The organism is Klenkia brasiliensis, from assembly GCF_900100695.1.
GTDB classification, from domain to species: Bacteria; Actinomycetota; Actinomycetes; order Mycobacteriales; family Geodermatophilaceae; genus Klenkia; species Klenkia brasiliensis.
The window spans coordinates 51,309-70,659 of sequence record NZ_FNCF01000010.1; the positions used below are offsets into that span (position 1 = coordinate 51,309).

Below are 19,351 nucleotides of genomic sequence, written 5' to 3' on the forward strand. Positions count from 1 at the left end.
GGGCCCGGCTCCCCCGGGGGCCGGGCTCGTGGGCGTTCAGCGGAAGCGGACCGGCATGCCGCCGAAGGTCAGCGGCTCGTCGGGTGCGGTGCACCCCGGGCGCAGCGAGAGCTCCACACCGCACAGCCCGCTGCCCTCGGCGGTGAACCGCACGGTGCGGCCGGGCCGGCCGGGGGCGGCGAGCACCAGCTGCGGGCACCCGTCCGCGCCGGTGGTGACCGGGACGCCGAGGATCGAGCCCAGGACGGCGGCTCGCGCCTGCGGGTCGGGGCCGCCGACGTCCACGCCGAGCACGTCGTCGACCAGCGCACCCGAGGACCGCTGCATCGGCACGTCGTCCCAGAACCAGACGTCGGGGTCGGCGATGCCGTCCAGCTCCACCAGCAGCCCGAGGTCGCCGGGGCGCAGCTGCACGATGCGGTGGCCGTAGACCTCTTGGTCGGCCACCACCCGCACCCCGGCCGCGGCGGCGGCGGCCACCCCGGCGGCGACGTCGTCCACCTGGATCGACAGCCCGTACCCGCCGCGGCCGCCGACCTTGGTCAGCCACCGGACCAGCGGGACGTCCTGGCGCAGCGGCCCGACCAGCTCCAGGAACGCCCCGCCGCCGGCCGGGCCCTCGTGCGCGGCGCCGATCGGCAGCGATTCGTCGGCCATGCCCACGGTCTCCAGCACCGGGTCGGGGAAGCCCGGCGCCAGACCGAGCGCGGCCCGGGCGGCGGCCGAGTCGCCCGGGAGGTCGCGGGTGGCGCTGATGACCTGGCGCAGCTGGGCCCAGCGGGCGCTCACGCGATGCCCCGGTCGTGCCCGGCCCACAGCGGGGCGCGCAGCTCGCGGCGCAGCACCTTGCCCGAGGGGTTGCGCGGCAGGGCGCCCACCACCTGCACCCGGCGCGGGCACTTGTAGTGCGCCAGCCGCTCGCGGCAGCCGGCCAGCAGGTCGTCCGGGTCCAGCCGGGCGCCGGGGACGGCGACCACGAAGGCCACCGGGGACTCGCCCCACCGGTCCGAGGGCTCCCCCACCACGGCGACCTCGGCGACGCCGGGGTGCGCGGCCAGGGCGTTCTCCACCTCGGCGGGGTAGACGTTCTCCCCACCGCTGACGATGACGTCCTTGATCCGGTCCCGCAGGTAGAGGTAGCCGTCGGCATCGAGCTCGCCGACGTCGCCGGTGCGCAGCCACCCGCCGGGCAGGAACACCTCGGCGGTCGCGGTCGGGTTGCGCCAGTAGCCGGTGGTGACCACGGGCCCGCGGACGACGACCTCGCCCACCTCGCCGGCCGGCAGCGGCGTCCCGTCGACGTCGACCACGCCCACCTCGACCCCGGGCACCGCGCGGCCCGCCGAGCGCAGCCGGTGCACGGTCGCCGGGTCGGGCACGTGGTCCGCGGGCGGCAGCAGCGTGGTGACGCCGAGGGTCTCGGTCAGCCCGTAGCTCTGCGACAGCTGCGCCCCGAAGAGCGCCTGCGCCCGCCGCATGAGGGTCTCCGAGATCGGGGAAGCGCCGTAGACCACGTGCCGGAGCGAGGAGAGGTCGGCGCGGGCGGCGGCCGGGTCGGCGCAGAGGATGCCGATGATCACCGGGACCATCGCCGCGTGGGTGGCCCGGTGCGCCACGATTGCCTCGAGCATCGCGGCCGGCGTGGGCTCCCGGAACTGCACCAGCGTGCCGCCGGCAGCGAGCGTGATCAGCGACCAGCCGCCCGCCGCGATGTGGTAGTAGGGCGTGGGCACCAGGCTGACCGAGTCGGCGTCCACGTCGAACAGCGCGCCGAAGGCCTCGACCGCGGCGAGCAGCCCGGCGACGGTGATCTGCACGCCCTTGGGACGACCGGTGGTGCCCGAGGAGTACATGAGCGCGGCCAGGGCGTCGCCGTCCCGGTCCCGGTGCGGGTCGGTGGCGGGCTGGGCGGCCAGCCACGCCTCGTACGCCGTCCGGTCCCCCGCCGGGCCGTCGAAGACCAGGGCGGGGACGGCCAGGTCGGCCGGCAGCAGCGACGCGAGCTCGGCCTCCACCAGCACCGCGGAGACCTCGGCGTCGGCCAGGATCCAGGCGACCTCGTCGGCGGCCAGCCGGAAGTTCAGGGGGACGACGACCAGCCCGGCCTTCTGCGTGCCGGCGAACAGCTCCCAGTACTCGGTGGCGTTGTGGCCCAGGTAGGCCACCCGCTCCCCGGCCCGCAGGCCCAGCGCCACCAGGCCGGCGGCCAGCCGGTCGGAGCGCTCGGCGAGCTCGCCGTGGGTGCACGCGCGGCCGGCACCGACGACGGCGGGGTGCTGCGGCGAGCGGGCGGCCGGGGCACGCAGCAGCGCGGCCAGCGTGGTGGCCCGGCTGTCGATCAAGGTCGTCACGGGGTCTCCTCGTCCAGGGAGGGCGCAGCGGCCCCCACGATCTCGATGTCGGCACCGCGCAGCCGGGACCGGCAGACGTCGCAGGCCAGGCACGGCTCGAAGGTCTGCCCGCAGCCGCGGTGCACCTGCACCACGGCCGGCCCCTCGGGGGCGCGGAACCAGTCCTGGCCCCAGCGCAGCGTGGTCTCCACGACCGGGAAGAAGGCCCGGCCCTTGTCGGTCAGGTGGTACTGCGCCCAGTCGGCGCGCTCGGGGTCGGGCCGGGGAGCCAGCACGCCGAGGTCGGTGAAGGTGCGCAGCCGGTCGGACACCACCGTCGGCGGGGCACCCAGGAAGGTCTGGAACTCCCCGAACCGGGTGGCGCCGCGGAACGCCGCACCCAGCAGCGCCGAGGACCAGCGGTTGCCGATCAGCGCCATGGTCTCGGGGAACATGCCCGGCCCGTCGGTCACCCCGACCACCGGCGCGGCCGGGGCCGCCCGGCGGCGCGTGGTCGCCGCCGGCACCGACCGCTCCCAGGAGCCGCTGGGGCCCCAGCTGCCGGCGACGTCCCGGGGGTGCACCACGCCGCCGCAGGCCTCGCAGGTCAGCAGCGCGCGGAACGCCGACCCGCAGGACCGGTGCACCTTGTGCGGGAGCGCCGCGGCGTGCTCGGGCACCCAGCGGCGCTCCCACTCCCAGATGGAGAGCATGACCGGCCACAGCGCTCGGCCCCGGGCGGTGAGCAGGTACTCGTGCCGCTCGGGCCGCTCGGAGTACTGCTGCCGCCGGTGGACCCCGACCTCGGTGAGCCGGGTCAGCCGGTTGGTCAGCACCGAGTTCGAGATCGGCAGCCGTGCCTTCCACTCACCGAATCGGCGGGCACCCAGCAGCGACTGCTGCACCAGCAGCAGGTTCCACTCGTCACCGATCAGCGGCAGGGTGGCACCGATCTGGTTGACCCCGCCGGCCGGCAGCGGGGTCGGCGACTCGCCGGGGTCGGCGTCGGCCGCGCCCAGCGGGAGGCTCACAGGCCCACCGCGGTGGCCGGGTCGTCGCTGGTCGCCCAGCCGGGCAGCGAGTCGCCGGAGGCCCAGGTCGAGTGCGTGCCGCTCGAGATCCGCTCGGGCAGTTGCAGGGTGCACACCGGCCCGTCCGACAGCCGCGCCGCGTCGAACACCAGGCAGTAGGACGCGTCGGCACGCATGTCCGTGGTGAGGGTGACCAGGTAGCCGTCGTCCTCGGCGGTGGAGCCGACCCGCGGGGCCATCGCGGTCTCGCTGCCGTAGACGCCCTCGCCGAAGGAGATCCGCTCCTCCGTGCCGGTCTTCAGGTCGTGCCGCACCAGGCCGTCGAAGAGGAACCAGGCGGGCTTGCCGGTGGCGGCGTAGGCGTAGCGGTAGTCCCGGCCGGCGTAGCCGCCGTTCATCATCCCGAACTCGGTCACGGTGTCCGAGAGCTGCTCCTCGCGGACCAGCCCGGTGCGCAGGTTCAGCCGCCACCGGTGCAGCCGGGACTGCATGCGGTCCAGCGCGAGGAACCGGAAGGCGCGCTCCCACTTGTTGCCCATGCCGTTGTCGGCCGGCTCGGGGTCGCCCTGGAAGAAGCCGTCCAGGACGATCTCTTCGCCGTCCTCGTAGGCGTTCACCCAGTGCAGCACGTAGGTCGACTCCGCCTCGAACCAGCGGATGGACTCCGGGCCGCCACGGCGCGGGATGACCCCGATCCGGGTGGGCAGCTCGGGGTGGAACCGCGCCGCGTAGTGGCCCTGGCCGATGAGCTCGGGGTCCCAGAACAGCGGGCAGTCGTTGAGGATCGCGTAGTTCTCGGTGTAGGCCATGTCGTGCGGCAGCCGCGGGCCGGGCAGCTCGACGTCGACGTAGTGCACCAGCTTGTCGTCGGCGTCGACCACGCCGTAGTGCATGTACGGGGCCTGCGTGCCGTAGTTGAAGAACAGCAGCTCGCCGGTGCGGTCGTCGGCCTTGGGGTGCGCCGACACGCCCCAGTCGAAGGGGAAGTCCCCGCCCCAGGTGGCCTTGCCGAGGGTCTCGGCGGTGCGCGGGTCCAGCCGGTAGAGGTCGCCGCACTGGTAGAAGGTGGTCAGCGCCGTCCCGTTGTGCACCACCACGTCGGTGCTGGAGGCGTCCTTCATCCGGCCGCGCGCGCCCCAGCCGTCGTCCCGCTTGGCGATGGCCGGGCGCTCGGCCAGCCCGGCCCACAGCGGGCCGCCGGCCTCGGCCTCGGCCAGCAGGCCGTCGGTGCGCACGAACCGGTTGCGGTAGAAGGCCTCCCCGCCGCGGAAGCCGACGACGTGCACCATGCCGTCGCCGTCGAAGGGGTGGTAGTTGCGCAGCGCGGGGTGCACCGGGTTCTCGGTGTTGCGCAGGTACACCCCGTCCAGGTCGGTGGGCACCTCGCCCTGCACGACGGTGAGGTCGTCGGCCCGGAACTCGGTGGTCTGCGGCCGCCAGGGCCCGGTGCGGTAGGGGTGGTCGTCGTCCGCCGGGAGGGTGGACAGGACACGACCGACGATCTCGACGTCCACGGGTGGTTCCTCTCTCGCAGGTCGGGTGGTCAGGCGGCGGGGGCAGACCCGACCACGAAGCTCACCGTGGTCGTGGTGCTGCCGCCGATGTTGAGGGTCATGAAGGTGTCGGCACCCTCGACCTGGTACTCGCCGGCCGTGCCGGTGACCTGCTTGGCGGCGTCGACGAGCATCCGGACGCCGGTGGCGCCGACCGGGTGGCCGCCGCCGATGAGCCCGCCGCTGGGGTTCACCGGTAGCCGGCCGCCGATCTCGAGGTCACCGTCCTCGACCGCCTGCCAGTTCTTGCCCGGCTCGGTGAGGCCGACGTGGTCGATGGCCAGGTACTCCGAGGGCGTGAAGCAGTCGTGGGTCTCCAGGCCATCGACGCCGTCGAGGGTCACCCCGGCCCGACCGAAGGCGTCCTGCACGGCCTGCCGCACGTGCGGCAGCAGGTAGGGGTCCTCGGCGGAGCGGTCCAGCTTCTGCTGCAGGCCCAGGCCCACCGTGCGGTGGCCCCAGCCCAGCATCCGGGCCAGCGGACGGCGGGTGGCCTGCGGGTGCGCGGCCAGCCAGCGGTCGGAGACCAGCACGACGCCGGCCGCGCCGTCGGTGACCTGGCTGCAGTCGTAGCGCCGCATCCGGCCCTCGACCACCGGGTTGTCGGCCCGGTCGGTGGCGGTGCCGACCAGCTGGCCGACCTCCCACCCGCGGGTCTGCGCGTTCGGGTTCCGCTTGGCGTTGGCGAAGTTCAGCTGCGCGATCGCCTGCAGGTGGACGTCGTCCAGGCCGTACCGGTCGTCGTAGGCCTGGGCCACCCGGTCGAACATGTGGGGCCACATGAACCGGGCACCCTGGCCCTCGTGGCCGATCCACGCCGCGGCGCCGAGGTGGCCCGCGGCCTGGTCCCCGGGCACGGTCTTCTCCAACTCGACGCCCAGGACCAGCGCGCAGTCGTAGTGACCGGCCTGCAGGTCGGCCATCGCGGCCAGGACGGCGATGCTGCCCGACGCGCACGCGGCCTCGTGCCGCGCGGCGGGCACGCCCCACAGCGCGGGCTCGACGGTGGCCGGCATCGCGCCGAGCTGACCCTGCCCGGTGAACAGCTGTCCGAAGGCGTTGCCGACGTGCACGACCTCGACCTGCTCGGGGCCCAGGCCCGCGGACTCCAGCGTGCCGCGCACGACCTCGGCGGTGAGGTCGGCGCTGTCCCCGCCCTCGCGCGTCAGGTTGCGGGCGAAGTCGGTCTGGTACCCGCCCGCCACCCAGATGCCGGTGCCGTCCACGGCGCCTCCTCGATCGGTGCTTGCCTGTATGACTCAGGTCATACTACAACTAACAGAGCAAGTCGACCAGCACCTCCGGGACGGAGAACCGAGATGACCGACGCCTACGTGCTCGACTTCGTGCGCTCACCGCGCGGGAAGGGGTCCCGCCGCGGCGCGCTGCACGGGCACGGCCCGGTCGAGCTGGTCACCGGGCTGCAGCACGCGCTCGTCGACCGCACCGGCCTCGACGCCGGCCGGGTCGAGGACGTGGTGCTCGGCTGCGCCTCCCAGGTCGACGAGCAGGGCGCCAACCTGGCGCGGACGGCGACCCTGCTGGCCGGCTGGGGCGACCGGGTGCCGGGCGTGACCCTCAACCGGTTCTGCGCCTCCGGGGTGGACGCCGTGGCGCAGACCGCGGGCCGGATCCGCGGCGGCGACCTCGACCTGGCCGTGGCCGGCGGCGTCGAGAGCGTGTCCCGGGTGCCGATGTTCACCGACCGCGGGCCGCTGTGGGCCGACCCCGCGACCATCTCCGCCGTCGGGTCGGTGCACATGGGCATCGCCGCCGACCTCAACGCCACCCTCGACGGGTTCACCCGCGAGCAGCTGGACGCCTACGCCGTGGAGACCCACGCCAAGGCGGCCGCGGCCTGGGACGCCGGCCGCTACGCCGGGTCGGTGGTGCCCTTCACCGGGCCGGACGGCGAGCCGGTCACCCGCGACGAGCTGGTCCGCCCGGGCACCTCCGCGGAGTCCCTGGCCCAGCTGCCCCCCGCCTTCGCCGAGCTCGGCGCGCAGGGCCAGGACGCGCTCGTGGCCGCTGCACACCCCGGCGTCGGGCCGCTGCGGCACGAGCACACCGTGGGCACCTCCCCCGCCCTGGCCGACGGCGCCGCCCTGCTCCTGCTGGGCTCCCGCGCGGCCGCCGAGGCCGCTGGTCTGCGCGCCCGGGCCCGGGTGGTGGCCTCGGCGACCGCGGCCACCGACCCCGTGGTGATGCTCACCGCCGGCCAGCAGGCGGTGGAGGCAGTGCTCGCCCGGGCCGGGCTGACCGCCGCCGACGTGGACGTGTTCGAGTTCGCCGAGGCGTTCGCCGCGCTGTGCCTGCGATTCCGCCGGGACCTCGACGCCGGGCCCGACCGGCTCAACCCCGACGGCGGCACGATCGCCATGGGCCACGCCTTCGGCGCCACCGGCGCGATCCTGGTCGGCCAGTGCGTCGCCGAACTCGAGGCGCGGGAGGGCCGCTACGGCGTCGCGGCGGTCAGCGGCGCCGCCGGGCTGGGCGTCGCCGTCCTGGTGGAACGGGAGCCCGCGTGATCCCCCGGCTGGCCGGCCGGGTCGTCGTCGTCACCGGCGGTGGCAAGGGCCTGGGCCGTGCCTTCGCCCTGCATCTGGCCGCGGCCGGCGCGCACGTCGTGGTGAATAACCGCGACCGGGTGCGCGACGTGCACGGCCGGCGCGCCGCCGACGCCGTCGTCGCCGAGATCGAGGCCGCCGGGGGCAGAGCCGTCGCCGAGCACGGCGAGGTGGAGGACCCGGCCACCGCCGACCGGCTGGTCGCCCTCGCCCTGGACAGGTGGGGGCGGCTGGACGGCTGCCTGACCAGCGCCGGCATCAACCCCCTCGCCCTGGCCCACCGGGTGGAGCCCGAGGAGTTCGCCCGGGTGCTGGCGGTCAACGTGGCCGGCACCGCGCAGGTGGCCGGGGCGTGCCTGCGGGCGATGCGGGACCAGGGCTCCGGCCGGGTGCTGCTGGTCTCCAGCGGCGCCGGCCTGCACGGCGAGCTGGCCGCCGCGGCCTACGCCGCCAGCAAGGGCGCGGTCGTCGCCCTGGCCCGGACCATGGCGATCGAGGGTCCCCGCAAGGGTGTGGCGGCCAACGTGCTGCTGCCCTACGCGACCACGCAGATGACCGACCAGGGCATGGACCGCCGCTACGTCGACGCCATGGCACCCGAGCTGGTCGCCCCCGTCGCCACCGCGCTGCTCGACCCGGCCTGCCCGCTCAACGGCCAGGTCGTGGTCGCCGCGGCCGGCGCCGTGCGCACCGCCGACGCCGTCGAGTACGACCCCGTGCGGCTGCCCGACGGACCGCTGACCGGCCCGGACCTCGCCGGCCTGCTGGCCACCAGCCGCGCCGGCGCACCCCGCACCTTCGCCTCCGCCCAGGAGGCGTTCCTCGACCTCGCGGCCGCCGTCGCACCCACCCCCACCGGAGGACCCGCGTGACCGACCTGCCCTGGACCGACCTGACCGTGAACCTGGCCGGCAGCCTGCTCGCCCTGGTGGTGCTGCTGGGCGCCGTCATGGCGCTGGCCACCGCGATTGGCAAGCAGTCGATCATCGACGTGGTCTGGGGGCCCGGGTTCGTCGTCGTCGCCGGGGTGAGCCTGGTGCTGTCGTCCGGGGACGGCGGGGACACCGGCCGCCGCTGGCTGGTGTTCGCGCTTACTGCGGTCTGGGGGCTGCGGCTGGGCGGCTACATCTTCGCCCGCAACCACGGCAGGCCCGAAGACCGCCGCTACGAGGCGTTGATGCGCAAGCGCACCGGCCCGCTGGTGCCCTTCCTCGTCCGGCGGATCTACGGCTACCAGGGCGTCGTCCTGTTCGTGGTGTCGCTGCCGGTGCAGGTGGCGATGTACGAGTCCGCGCCGCTGAGCTGGCTGGACGCCGTCGCCGTGCTCCTGTGGCTGGTCGGGTTCGTCTTCGAGGCCATCGGGGACTGGCAGCTGGCCCGGTTCAAGGCCGACCCGGCGAACGCCGGGCAGATCATGGACCGGGGCCTGTGGGCCTGGACCCGGCACCCCAACTACTTCGGCGACAGCTGCGTGTGGGTGGCGCTGTTCCTGCTGGCGCTGGGCTCCTGGTGGGGGCTGCTGACCGTGGTCTCGCCGTGGCTGATGGTCCGGATGCTGGTCACGGGCTCGGGCGCGGCGCTGCTGGAGCGCGGCATGATGCGCCGTCGCGGCGACGCCTACGCCGACTACGTGGCCCGCACCAGCGGCTTCCTGCCCCGCCCGCCGCGGCGCTCCCCGGCCCCGCGGTGAGCCACGACGTCGCCGACCTGCTGGGCGTGCTCGACCTCGCCCCGGCCGGGGAGGACCGGTTCTGCGGCGGCAGCGCCGCGCTGGCACTGCCTCAGCTGTTCGGCGGCCAGCTGCTCGCCCAGGCCGTCGTCGCGGCGGGCCGCACGGTGCGGCCGGACCGGTCGACGGTGTCGCTGCACGCCTCCTTCCTCCGGCCCGGGCGGTCCGGGGTGCCGCTGGACCTGGCGGTCGAGCGGGTCCGCGACGGCCGGCTGCTGTCCACCCGCGAGGTACGCATCCGCCAGGGCGGCGCGGAGGTCTGCCGGGTGGTGACGACGGCGGCCGTGGACGGCGAGGGACCGGGCCACGCGCCGCCGCTGCCCGACGTCCGGCCGGCCGCCGAGCTGCCGGACCTGGCCGCGGCGTCCGCACCGCACGGCGGGCTGGGCCCGGTGTGGGCGGGGTTCGACGCGGTGGAGGTGCGGCTGCCGGCGCTGCCCCCCGGTGGCGTCCCGCCGGAACCGCCGGGACCGGGCGTGGTGGGGGTGGGCGGCGGCACCTCGACGGCCTGGATGCGGGCGGCGGGCCCGCTGCCCGACGACCCGCTGCTGCACCGCGCGGTGCTGGCCTACCTGTCGGACCTGCTGCTGATCTCCGCGGCCGTCCAGCCGCACGGCTACCACCTGGGGCACGAGCGGGCCTTCGACGAGCAGTGGTCGGCTGTGTCGCTGGACCACGCGATGTGGTGGCACACCCGGCCCCGGGGCGACGAGTGGCTGCTGTTCGAGCTGGCCTCGCCCGCGTCGGTGGGCGGCCGGGCGCTGGTCACCGCGCAGGTGTGGGCCCAGGACGGCACCCCGGTGGCCGGGGTGGCCCAGCAGGCGCTGGTGCTGCCACGGATACCGTCGCCGGCGTGACCTCCCCCGAAGCGTTCTACCTGCCGCTCGGCGACGGGCGGTTCGAGCCCACGACGGCCACCGAGAGCCCGTGGGACGGCAGCGCGCAGCACGGCGGCCCGCCCACCGCGCTGCTGGCGCACCTGGCCGCGCAGCAGTCGGGCCAGCAGCCGGTGCGGGTGTCGGTGGACTTCCTGGGGGCGATCCCGCGGGCCGAGTGCACCGTGGAGGTCTCGCCGCTGCGGCCCGGGCGGCGGATCGACCTGACCGAGGCCGTGCTGTCGGTGCAGGGCCGGCCGGCCGTGGTGGCGCGGGTGTGGTCGCTGGCGCCGGGGCCGACGCCGCCGGTGGTGCACCCGCCCGTGCCGCCGTCCCCGGTGGAGGACGCGGTGCCCTCGCAGGTGCTGCCGCACCTCACCGACTGGGGCTACGGCCAGGCGCTGGAGTGGCGCTACGCCCGCGGGTCGGCCTACGAGCTGGGCGCGGCCGACGTCTGGACGCGGCTGCGCATCCCGCTGGTCGCCGGGGTTGAGCCGACCGGCACCGACCGCGTGCTGGTGGCCGCCGACGCCGCCAACGGCATCTCCGCCGAGCTGCCGCTGGAGCACTGGCTCTCGATCCCGCCCGGGGTGACGGTGCACCTGACCCGGGAGGCCGAGGGCGAGTGGGTGCACCTGGCCTGCCGGACCACGATCGGCGCCAACGGGCTCGGGTTGTGCACCGGCACGGTCTCCGACGCCGGCGGCGTGGTCGGCGAGGTGGCGCAGCCCCTGCTGGTGCGGGCAAGGTGAGCCGATGACGATCTCGCGGACCGACCGGGTGCGGCTGGTGTCGGCCGGCCTGGGCGCCGGCGGGCTGGCGCTGCTGCTGTTGCCCCGCTGGTCGCTGCGCACCCTGGCGCCGGGCCGGCGGGCGCCCGCCGCCTGGCTGGTGCGGGTGCTGGGGGCGCGGACCGTGCTGCAGAGCGCATTGCTGCTGGCGTCGCCGACCCGGGAGGGCATGCAGGCCGGCGCCGCCGTCGACGCCCTGCACGCGGCGAGCATGGTGCCGGCGGCGCTGGTCTGGCCCCGGTTCCGGCAGGCCGCCGCGATCAGCGGCGGCTGGGCCGCCGCGGCCACCGCCGCCCAGCTCGCGGTCGCGCCGCTGGCCGACGACCCGGTGCACGTCCCCGGCGACGTTGACTGACCCGCGCGGTCGAGGTCCCCGCCCCCGCGACGACGGTCGCCGCGGCACGGTTCTCCCCGGCGACGTTGGGCCCTGAGTCGCCTTGCGGTTCAGAGCTCGAGTGCGCTGAGTCGCCGGGCGCTTCAGAGCACGAGGGCGATGAGTCGCTGGGCGACCCAGGTGTGCTCGAGCTCTGACCCGCTGGGGGACTCAGCGCACGACGTCGGCCGAGGACACCTCCCGAGGACGGACGCGACCTCTTCCCGGCGCCGGGCCGTCATCCAGCACGCGGGGCGGCGACCTCCCACAGGTGGCCGGCCGGGTCGGCGAAGGTCGCCGTCCGCACGCCCCACGGCCGGTCCTGCGGGCCGTTGCGCAGCGGCACCCTCAGCTCGGCGAGCTCGGCGCACACCGCGTCGACGTCGGCGACCTCGACGGTGAGCAGGCACCGCGCTGCCCCCGGGGATCCCACGGCACCGGGCTCCACCAGGTCGCCGGCCTGGTCGGCCTGCAGCAGGTTGACCACCACGTTGCCGATGGACAGCGCGGTCGAGACGTCGTCGGCGAACAGCTCGTGGCCCTCGAACACCGCGGCGTAGAACCGGCGGGCGGCGTCGAGGTCCTCGACGAACAGGGTGATGGTCTGCAGGTCGCGCAGCGGCACGGTCAGCTCCTCGGTCGGGGGTCGTCGGAGCTGGGACCGGCCGGGCGGGCCGGACTCATCGCGGGACCGGCGTCCAGCCCTCCGCCGTCCGCAGCGGGCCCTTGAGCACCTTGCCGCCGGCGTTGCGCGGCAGCGGCCCGTCGAGCACCCGCACCCACTGCGGCACCTTGTAGTCGGCCAGCCGGTGCCGGGCGAACGCGGCGAACTCCGCGAGGTCCAGCGGCTCGCGCACCAGCAGGACCGCGCCCACCTTCTCCCCCATCACGTCGTCCGGGACGCCGACGACGGCGACCTCCAGGACGTCGGGGTGCTCGGCGAGGGCGTTCTCCACCTCGACGGAGTACACGTTCTCCCCGCCCCGGTTGATCATGTCCTTGGCCCGGTCGACGATCCGGACCAGGCCCTCGGCGTCGATCGTCGCGAGGTCGCCGGTGTGCAGCCAGCCGCCCCGGAAGGTCTCCGCCGTCCGGGCCGGGTCGCCCCAGTACCCGGTCGCGACGTTGGGCCCGCGGACGAGCAGCTCCCCGACGCCGGTGTCCGGGTCGGGCCGGTCGACCGCGACGTCGACCACGGGGGCCGGGAAGCCGACGGAGTCGGCGTGCGCGTCGGTCCAGGCGTCGGGCAGGAAGGTGGCCAGCGCGCTGGTCTCCGACAGGCCGAACCCGTTGCCCAGCCGGGTGCCCGGGAACGCCGCGCGCAGCCGGTGCACCAGCTCGGGGGCCATCGGCGCCCCGCCGTAGGACAGCGCCCGCACGCTGGACACGTCGGTGGTGGCGAGGTCGGGGTGCCGCATCACGAGCTCGTAGATGGTCGGCACGCTGGTCAGCAGGGTGACCCGGTGCTCGGCGACCGCGGCCAGGAAGGCGGCGGGTGAGAACTTCGGCATGAGCACGGTGGTGCCGGCCATGAGCACCTGGGTGACCATCTGCGAGCAGCAGCCGGTGACGTGGAACAGCGGCACGGAGATCAGCGAGACGTTGCGGTCGGCCGGGTCGAGCTCGCGGCAGCGCTGCACGTTCTCCGCCGAGCTGAGCAGGCACTCCTGGGTGAGCACCGCGCCCTTGGGCCGGCCGGTCGTGCCCGAGGTGTAGAACAGCGCGGCCACGTCGGCGTGCGCGGGGTCGGCCGGCTCGGCCGGCTTGCCGTCGGGCAGGTCGGGGGTGTCCAGGACGATCGCGGCGCCGGAGTCGGCGACCACGTAGTCGCGCTCGACCGGCGCGAGCCGGGTGTTCAGCGGGACGACGACGGCGCCGGCCAGCTGGGCGCCCCAGAACGCGAGCATCCACGCCAGGCCGTTCGGCAAGCCGACGGCGACCCGGTCCCCCGGCGCGACGCCGGCCGCGCGCAGTCCGCCGGCCACCCGGGCGGCGCCGTCCCACAGCTCGCGGTAGGTGGCGGTGCCGCCGCCGAGCTCGACGACGGCGGTGCGGTCGGGGTGCGCCGCGACGGCGTCGGCGAAGCCGCGGACGACGTTGCGCGCCAGGCCGGTGTACCGGGCGACGCCGTCCTCGCCCCGCTGGATCCCGCTGTTCTCGAAGACCACCGTTGCATCCTGCACCTACTGGCTGAGGACGGCCCAGCCGTGGGCGGGCAGCTCCAGGTCACCGCCCCGCGGCGCGCCCGACCCGGCGAGCAGCTCGCCGGCGGCGGGGACCACGGCCGGGCCGGGCGCCAGGTTGAGCGCGACGAGCAGCACCTCGCCGCCGGCGGAGGTGCGGTAGATCAGCTGCTCGTTGGTCAGGTGCAGCTGCACGGTGCGGGCCCGGTGCAGCCAGCGGTGCCGGCGGCGCAGGCCGATCAGCTCCTGGTGCAGCGCGAAGGTGGCCCCGCCCCGGACGGCGAGCGGGTCGGCGGGGAACTCCGGCCGGATGGCGTCGTCGCCGCCGGCGCGGTGCTCCTTGATGCCGTGCCAGCCGAACTCGTCGCCCGACCACACGGCCGGCGTCCCGCCCGTGGTGAGCAGCAGGACCAGCGCGTGCGGCAGCAGGTGCTCCCCGACCTGGTCCACGATCCGCGTGACGTCGTGGTTGCCGACGAACGTCCACGGCACGAAGGCGTCGAGGAACCCGTCGTGGCGCTCCAGCGCGTGCGCGGTCTCGAACAGGTTGCCCTCGGCGAGCCCGTGCCAGATGCCCTGCCACAGCTCGTACTGGGTGACCGCGTCCATGCCCGAGGCCGCGACGACCCCGGCGTAGTCGCCGTGGATGACCTCGCCGACCACGTAGACGTCGGGGTGCCGCTCCCGGACGGCGGGCAGCACCCGGGCCCAGAACTCGGGCCGGACGGCGTAGGCGGCGTCCAGCCGCCACCCGTCGGCGCCGCGGTCCAGCCAGTGGCACATCACCTCGACGACGAGGGCCACGACGTCGTCCTGCGTGTGGTCGAGCTCGACGAGCAGGTCGTGGCCCTCGAAGGTGCCCGGCCGGTCGCCGTCCCACCGGATCCAGTGGCGGCGGGCCGGGTCGGCGACGGCGGGGTGGTCGCGGCCGACGTGGTTGAACACGCCGTCCAGCAGCACCCGGATCCCCCGCTCGTGCGCGGCGGCGACGAGGTCGTCGAAGTCCTGCTCGTCGCCCAGCCGCGGGTCGATGCGCAGGTGGTCGAGGGTGTCGTAGCCGTGCGTGGCCGACGCGAACACCGGCCCCAGCGCCAGGCCGTTGCAGCCCAGCGCGACCAGGTGGTCCAGCCAGCCGGTGATCCGCGGCAGCCGGTGGGTCACCGGCTCGACCGCCTCGCGCTCGGCACCGACGAACCCCAGCGGGTGCACCTGCCACCAGATGGCGTCGGCGACCCAGGCCGGCTCGCTCACACGATGCCCACGAGGGCCGGCCACGGGTCGTCGCCGGCCACCGCGGCACCGAGCACCCGCGCCCAGGTCGTCTCGCTGCCGGCGTCGTCGCGCCAGGACCACATCCGGGTGGTCAGGTGGTGCAGCCGGTGCTCCAGGGTGAACCCGATCGCGCCGTGCACCTGGTGCGCCAGCCGCGCGACCACGTCGACGGCCGCGCCGGCCCGCACCTTGCCCGCCGCGGCCGCCAGCTCCAGCGGCTCACCGCGGTCCAGCCGCTGCACGGCGGCGTCGACCAGGGCCGACACCGCGGTCACCTCGCCGGCCATCTGCGCCAGCTGCACCTGGATGCCCTGGAACTTCGCCAGCGGCCGGCCGAACTGCACCCGCTCGCCGGCGTACTGCACGGTCCAGGCCAGCACGGTCTGCGCCGCCGCGGACAGCTGCACCGCCCGGGCCAGCGCGAACCGGGCCCGCAGCTCCCCCACCGGGCCGACCTGCGCGGGCACGCCGTCGAGCACGTAGGACCCGCGCGGCTGCCCGGCCAGGTCCACGGCGTCGCTGGCCTCGAGGTCGCCCACGTCGACCAGCGCGAGCACCTCGCCGTCCGGGCCGTCGGCGACCGCGACCAGGTGCCGGGCCACCCCGGCCCAGGGCACGTCGGTCGCCGTCCCCGAGATGCGGCCGTCCTCGACCCGCAGCGCCCCGGTGACCGAGACGGTCAGCGGCTCGTCCACCGGCGGCAGCGCCAGCCCCGCGGCCAGGACGGCGGGGCCGGCGACCAGCAGCTGCTCGGCGACCGGCACCGCGCCGGCCCCCGCGGCCAGGGTGGCGACGACGGCGACCGCGTCGGCCAGCTCGCCGCCGGACCCGCCGGCCTCCTCGGGCAGCCCGACCCCGGTCAGCCCGGCCTCGGCCAGCTCGGCCCACAGCTGCGCGTCCCACCGGCGCTCGGCGGTCAGCTTGACCGGCTCGTGCCTGGCCAGGATCTCCCGGACCGTGGCGACGACGAGGTCCTGCTCGCCGCTCATCGCAGACCCAGCCCGCGCGCCACGATCCCGCGCAGGATCTCGTTGGTGCCGCCGCGCAGCGTGTAGCCGGGCTGGTGCAGCTGCGCCTCGGCCAGCGCCCTCCCGAGCGGGTCGGGTGAGTCCAGGGATGCCGGGACGTCGACCACCCGGCGGATCTCCTCGGCGACGTCGGCCTCGAACGTCGTCCCCACGTCCTTGACCAGCGCCGCGGGGATGTCGGGCAGCTCGCCGCGGTCCAGCGCCGCGGCGATCCGGATCGACAGCTGCCGCAGCGCCAGCAACCGGGCCGACAGCCGGCCCAGGGTGGCGAGCTCGGCGTCGGTCGACGCGCGGCGGGCGAAGGCGGCCAGCAGCGGGAAGGTGGACAGGATGCGCTCGGGGCCGCTGCGCTCGAAGGCCAGCTCGGCGGTCACCTGGTGCCAGCCGGCGCCCTCCTCGCCCAGCAGCATGTCGCCGGGGACGACGACGGAGTCGAAGACCACCTCGTTGAAGTGGTGGCCGCCGTCGAGGATGCGGATCGGGTTGATAGTGATGCCCGGCAGCGACAGGTCGACCAGCAGCTGGCTCATCCCGGCGTGCCGGGCGGACGGGTCGGCGGGGGCGGTGCGCACCAGCACGATCGCGTAGTGGCTGTGGTGGGCGTTCGACGTCCACACCTTGGCGCCGTCGACCACCCAGTCGCCGTCGGCGTTGCGCACCGCCTTCGTGCGGATCGAGGCCAGGTCGGAGCCGGAGTCGGGCTCGCTCATCCCGATGACGAAGAAGCACTCGCCCGCGGCGATCCGCGGCAGGATCTCCTTGCGCTGGGTCTCGGTGCCGTAGCGCAGCAGGTTGGGCCCGGACTGCCGGTCGGCGATCCAGTGCGCGGCGACCGGCGCACCGGCCGCCAGCAGCTCCTCGGTGACGGCGTAGCGCTCCATCGCGGTGCGCTCGTGCCCGCCGTACTCCTTGGGCCAGGTCATGCCGAGCCAGCCCCGCTCCCCCAGCTTGCGGGAGAACGCGGGGTCGACCCCGGACAGCCAGGTGTCCACGTGCGTGGTGAAGCTGCCGGCGGCGAGCTCCTCGGCGAGGAACTGCCGGACCTCGAGCCGCACCGCCTCGGCGGCCTCGGAGGGCGGTGCGGGGGCGAGCGTCAGCGTCGACGGCATGCCCTGGATGGAACCAGGTCAGCGGACGGTGAGCAGCATCGGTCCGCGGGGCTTGGGGATGGGGACGGCGCGGATGACCACGCCGGCGGCGGGGTCGGCGGTGACCCGCCGGCCGGCCAGCAGTCGGGCGACGATCGCCTTGACCATCACCTCGGCGACGTGGTTGCCGATGCACAGGTGCGCCCCGCCGCCGAAGGGCACGAACAGGTGGCTGTGCTGCTTGTGCTCCTCGCGGCCGGGGGCGAACCGGTCGGGGTCGAAGGCGTCGGGCCGGGTCCACCAGTCGGGGTGGCGGTGCAGCGCCAGGCTGGACACGTTCACCCCGTGCCCGGCCGGCACCCGGACGCCGGTGATCTCGACGTCGGCCAGGGCGTGCCGCGGGGAGAACGGCACCGGCGGGCTCAGCCGCAGCGCCTCCTGCATGGCGCGGGTGGTGTGCTCCAGGCGGCCGTGGTCGGCCGGGGTGACCGGGGCGCCGTCCAGCGCGCGGACCTCCTCGGCCACCCGGTCCTGCTCGGCCGGGTGCAGGGCGAGCTGCCACAGCATCACCGCCAGCGTCGACGTGGTGGTGTCGTGCGCGGCGAGCATGAGGAAGACCATGTGGTCCACGACGTCGTCGACCGGGAGCAGCTCGCCGTCCTCGGTGGTCGCGTGCGCCAGGCGCGAGAGCAGGTCGCCGCGGGGCTCCTCGCGGCGCCGCTGGGCGACCAGCTCGCCGAACACGCGGGTCAGCTCGGCCCGGCCCTGCAGGCCGCGCCGGTAGGTCGACCCGGGGAGCGCCACCCGCAGCGGGGTGATCGAGGCCGCCACCGCGGCCTGGAAGGCCTGGTTGACCCGCTCGGACTGCTCGCCCAGGGACACCCCGACGAACACCTCGGCGGCGATGTCGAGCGTCAGCCGCTTCATCAGCACGTACACGTCGACGTCGCCGGCGGGCAGGGACCGCAGGTGCCGGTCGGTCACGTCGTGGATGGCGTCGACGTAGCCGGTCAGCGCGGCCCGGCTGAAGGCCTGCTGCATGACCCGCCGGTGCCGGTGGTGGTCGTCGAAGTCGCGCAGCATGAGCCCGTTGCGGAACAGCGGGCCGATCGAGCTGGACCAGCCGCCCTCGCTGGAGAGCACCTTGCCCGGGTCCAGGTAGATCTCCCGGGTCGCCTGCGGGGTCAGGAACGTGACGCCCTCGCGGCCCAGCACCCGCATCCGGTACACGTCGCCGTAGCGCCGGCGGTGGCGCTCGGTCAGGCCGCGGGCGTCCCGCACGAACATCAGGGTGTGGCCGACCAGCGGCCAGCCGCGGTCACCGGGGACGTGCGCCAGCAGGTCCGCGGACATCGTCGACCACCTCCGACGGCGACCCTAGCCATGCAGGTGACCCGGGTCACGCACCTGCGGACGGCACCACCACGACGACGGCCAAGCACAGCGCGGCGACCAGCACGCCCAGCACCCACGGGCCGCGGGTCGCCGCCGGGGACCCGTCCCGCAGCGCGCGGCTGCGCCGCCACCCGAGGACGACGGCGACCGCGGCCACCAGCACCGAGGCGGCGACGAGCACCGCGGTGGCGGCCGCCCCCCGCCCGGTGAGCACCCGCACCAGCAGCAGCGCCCCGTTGGCCAGCACCGCCAGGCCCGTGCGGGCCCACGCCAGCGCCGTGCGCTCGGCGGCCAGCGTGGGCGGGGCGCTCACGAGGACAGCAGCAGCAGGACCGACAGCACCAGCGCCACGACCGCCAGCCCCGCGGCGAGGACGACGCCCGACCGGGGCGTGGGCAGCGGCTCCCCGCGGCGCATGCAGCGCTGCACCCGCTGCCAGCGGAGCAGCCCGCCCACCGCGCAGAGGACGCTGAGCGCACCCAGCCCCACCCCGAGGGCGGTGCGCAGGGCCGGTGCGCCGAGGTCGGGGACGAACTGGTCCAGGGCCACCCCGGCGGCCAGCAGTGACAGCGCGGTGCGCAGCCAGGCCAGGAAGGTGCGCTCGTTGGCGAGGGTGAACCGGTAGTCCGGCTCGGTCTCCACAGGGGCCTCCGAGGTCCGTCGTACCACCGGCCTAGTCTGGCCCCCAAGCGCCGACGACCTGAGGAACACCCCGTGACGATCGCTCCTGCCCCGATCGTGAGCCGTCCTTCTCCGGTTCACGTGGCCGAGAAGGGTTCGCGGCTGTCGATGCTGCTGCGGACCACCGACCACAAGGTGATCGGGTTGATGTACCTGGCCACCTCGTTCACCTGGTTCATGGTGGGTGGCCTGATGGCCATGCTCATGCGTGGTGAGCTGGCCCGTCCGGGTCTGCAGTTCCTGTCGAATGAGCAGTACAACCAGTTGTTCACCATGCACGGCACGGTGATGCTGTTGTTCTTCGCGACGCCGTTGTTCTTCGCGTTCGCGAACCTGATCCTGCCGTTGCAGCTGGGTGCCCCGGATGTGGCGTTCCCGCGGCTGAACGCGTTCTCGTACTGGTTGTTCCTCTTCGGTGGGTTGATCCTGATCTCGGGGTTCTTCACCCCGGGTGG

Annotated in this window: 20 protein-coding genes; 7 read left to right on the top strand and 13 right to left on the bottom strand. The window is 75.3% G+C overall.

The window, feature by feature from the left end:
• Positions 1-36: 36 nt before the first annotated feature.
• The 5 genes from BLT39_RS21325 to BLT39_RS21345 are packed head-to-tail and all read right to left on the bottom strand — an operon-like array spanning position 37 to position 6,140.
• A complete protein-coding gene (locus BLT39_RS21325; RefSeq protein ID WP_207508313.1) occupies positions 37-789 on the bottom strand; it encodes a hypothetical protein in 753 nt (250 codons plus the stop codon).
• Positions 786-2,351, bottom strand: a complete 1,566-nt coding sequence (locus tag BLT39_RS21330) for a long-chain-fatty-acid--CoA ligase (RefSeq protein ID WP_165640358.1) — start codon at positions 2,349-2,351, stop codon at positions 786-788. The genes BLT39_RS21325 and BLT39_RS21330 overlap by 4 nt, the downstream gene beginning before the upstream one ends.
• Positions 2,348-3,361, bottom strand: coding sequence for a winged helix-turn-helix transcriptional regulator (locus BLT39_RS21335; protein ID WP_207508314.1), 1,014 nt, complete (start codon positions 3,359-3,361; stop codon positions 2,348-2,350). Before BLT39_RS21335 ends, BLT39_RS21330 begins: the two co-directional genes overlap by 4 nt.
• Positions 3,358-4,875, bottom strand: a complete 1,518-nt coding sequence (locus BLT39_RS21340) for a carotenoid oxygenase family protein (RefSeq protein WP_091069171.1) — start codon at positions 4,873-4,875, stop codon at positions 3,358-3,360. The genes BLT39_RS21335 and BLT39_RS21340 overlap by 4 nt, the downstream gene beginning before the upstream one ends.
• A gap of 29 nt (positions 4,876-4,904) precedes the next feature.
• Positions 4,905-6,140, bottom strand: coding sequence for an acetyl-CoA acetyltransferase (locus tag BLT39_RS21345; RefSeq protein ID WP_091069173.1), 1,236 nt, complete (start codon positions 6,138-6,140; stop codon positions 4,905-4,907).
• 93 nt (positions 6,141-6,233) lie between these two features.
• On the opposite strand from BLT39_RS21345, the gene BLT39_RS21350 reads away from it, so the two are divergent.
• The 6 genes from BLT39_RS21350 to BLT39_RS21375 are packed head-to-tail and all read left to right on the top strand — an operon-like array spanning position 6,234 to position 11,231.
• Positions 6,234-7,442, top strand: coding sequence for an acetyl-CoA C-acyltransferase (locus BLT39_RS21350; RefSeq protein ID WP_091069175.1), 1,209 nt, complete (start codon positions 6,234-6,236; stop codon positions 7,440-7,442).
• Positions 7,439-8,353 (top strand): SDR family NAD(P)-dependent oxidoreductase, encoded by a 915-nt coding sequence (locus BLT39_RS21355; protein ID WP_091069177.1) that lies wholly within the window; start codon positions 7,439-7,441, stop codon positions 8,351-8,353. Before BLT39_RS21350 ends, BLT39_RS21355 begins: the two co-directional genes overlap by 4 nt.
• Positions 8,350-9,171: a DUF1295 domain-containing protein gene (locus BLT39_RS21360; RefSeq protein ID WP_207508315.1), complete on the top strand. Its 822-nt coding sequence runs from the start codon at positions 8,350-8,352 to the stop codon at positions 9,169-9,171. The genes BLT39_RS21355 and BLT39_RS21360 overlap by 4 nt, the downstream gene beginning before the upstream one ends.
• Positions 9,168-10,067, top strand: a complete 900-nt coding sequence (locus BLT39_RS21365) for an acyl-CoA thioesterase (protein ID WP_091069179.1) — start codon at positions 9,168-9,170, stop codon at positions 10,065-10,067. The genes BLT39_RS21360 and BLT39_RS21365 overlap by 4 nt, the downstream gene beginning before the upstream one ends.
• Positions 10,064-10,837: a thioesterase family protein gene (locus tag BLT39_RS21370; protein ID WP_091069182.1), complete on the top strand. Its 774-nt coding sequence runs from the start codon at positions 10,064-10,066 to the stop codon at positions 10,835-10,837. Before BLT39_RS21365 ends, BLT39_RS21370 begins: the two co-directional genes overlap by 4 nt.
• Positions 10,838-10,841: 4 nt before the next feature.
• Positions 10,842-11,231, top strand: a complete 390-nt coding sequence (locus tag BLT39_RS21375) for a hypothetical protein (protein WP_091069185.1) — start codon at positions 10,842-10,844, stop codon at positions 11,229-11,231.
• Positions 11,232-11,487: 256 nt separating this feature from the next.
• On the opposite strand, the gene BLT39_RS21380 is transcribed toward BLT39_RS21375, so the two are convergent.
• From BLT39_RS21380 to BLT39_RS21415, 8 genes are read right to left on the bottom strand one after another with little or no spacing between them, the layout of a single operon-like run.
• Complete coding sequence (locus BLT39_RS21380; protein ID WP_165640359.1) at positions 11,488-11,874, bottom strand: VOC family protein; 387 nt, start codon at positions 11,872-11,874, stop codon at positions 11,488-11,490.
• A 55-nt stretch (positions 11,875-11,929) separates the two neighbouring features.
• Positions 11,930-13,417, bottom strand: coding sequence for a class I adenylate-forming enzyme family protein (locus BLT39_RS21385; protein ID WP_242658606.1), 1,488 nt, complete (start codon positions 13,415-13,417; stop codon positions 11,930-11,932).
• Between the two features lie 15 nt (positions 13,418-13,432).
• Positions 13,433-14,683 carry an alpha-amylase family glycosyl hydrolase gene (locus tag BLT39_RS21390; RefSeq protein WP_091069194.1) on the bottom strand — a complete coding sequence of 417 codons (1,251 nt, stop codon included), beginning with the start codon at positions 14,681-14,683 and terminating at the stop codon, positions 13,433-13,435.
• The gene (locus BLT39_RS21395; protein ID WP_091069196.1) at positions 14,680-15,693 is read right to left on the bottom strand and encodes an acyl-CoA dehydrogenase family protein; all 1,014 of its coding nucleotides are present in this window, start codon (positions 15,691-15,693) and stop codon (positions 14,680-14,682) included. Before BLT39_RS21395 ends, BLT39_RS21390 begins: the two co-directional genes overlap by 4 nt.
• Positions 15,690-16,841, bottom strand: coding sequence for an acyl-CoA dehydrogenase family protein (locus tag BLT39_RS21400; RefSeq protein WP_091069199.1), 1,152 nt, complete (start codon positions 16,839-16,841; stop codon positions 15,690-15,692). Before BLT39_RS21400 ends, BLT39_RS21395 begins: the two co-directional genes overlap by 4 nt.
• Positions 16,842-16,859: 18 nt before the next feature.
• Positions 16,860-18,173 carry a cytochrome P450 gene (locus BLT39_RS21405; RefSeq protein ID WP_091069202.1) on the bottom strand — a complete coding sequence of 438 codons (1,314 nt, stop codon included), beginning with the start codon at positions 18,171-18,173 and terminating at the stop codon, positions 16,860-16,862.
• A 46-nt stretch (positions 18,174-18,219) separates the two neighbouring features.
• Positions 18,220-18,528 (bottom strand): DUF202 domain-containing protein, encoded by a 309-nt coding sequence (locus BLT39_RS21410; protein ID WP_091069204.1) that lies wholly within the window; start codon positions 18,526-18,528, stop codon positions 18,220-18,222.
• Positions 18,525-18,857, bottom strand: coding sequence for a YidH family protein (locus BLT39_RS21415; RefSeq protein ID WP_207508316.1), 333 nt, complete (start codon positions 18,855-18,857; stop codon positions 18,525-18,527). The genes BLT39_RS21410 and BLT39_RS21415 overlap by 4 nt, the downstream gene beginning before the upstream one ends.
• Before the next feature lie 72 nt (positions 18,858-18,929).
• Here BLT39_RS21415 and BLT39_RS21420 point away from each other — a divergent pair.
• The coding region (locus BLT39_RS21420) for a cbb3-type cytochrome c oxidase subunit I (RefSeq protein WP_242658565.1) at positions 18,930-19,351 on the top strand (422 nt) is incomplete at its 3' end.

Bases quoted from the DNA above. Each gene is read 5' to 3' on its own strand.
- BLT39_RS21395 (WP_091069196.1), bottom strand. From the start codon at position 15,693: ATGAGCGGCGAGCAGGACCTCGTCGTCGCCACGGTCCGGGAGATCCTG.
- BLT39_RS21350 (WP_091069175.1), top strand. From the start codon at position 6,234: ATGACCGACGCCTACGTGCTCGACTTCGTGCGCTCACCGCGCGGGAAG.
- BLT39_RS21375 (WP_091069185.1), top strand. From the start codon at position 10,842: ATGACGATCTCGCGGACCGACCGGGTGCGGCTGGTGTCGGCCGGCCTG.
- BLT39_RS21400 (WP_091069199.1), bottom strand. From the start codon at position 16,841: ATGCCGTCGACGCTGACGCTCGCCCCCGCACCGCCCTCCGAGGCCGCC.
- BLT39_RS21405 (WP_091069202.1), bottom strand. From the start codon at position 18,173: ATGTCCGCGGACCTGCTGGCGCACGTCCCCGGTGACCGCGGCTGGCCG.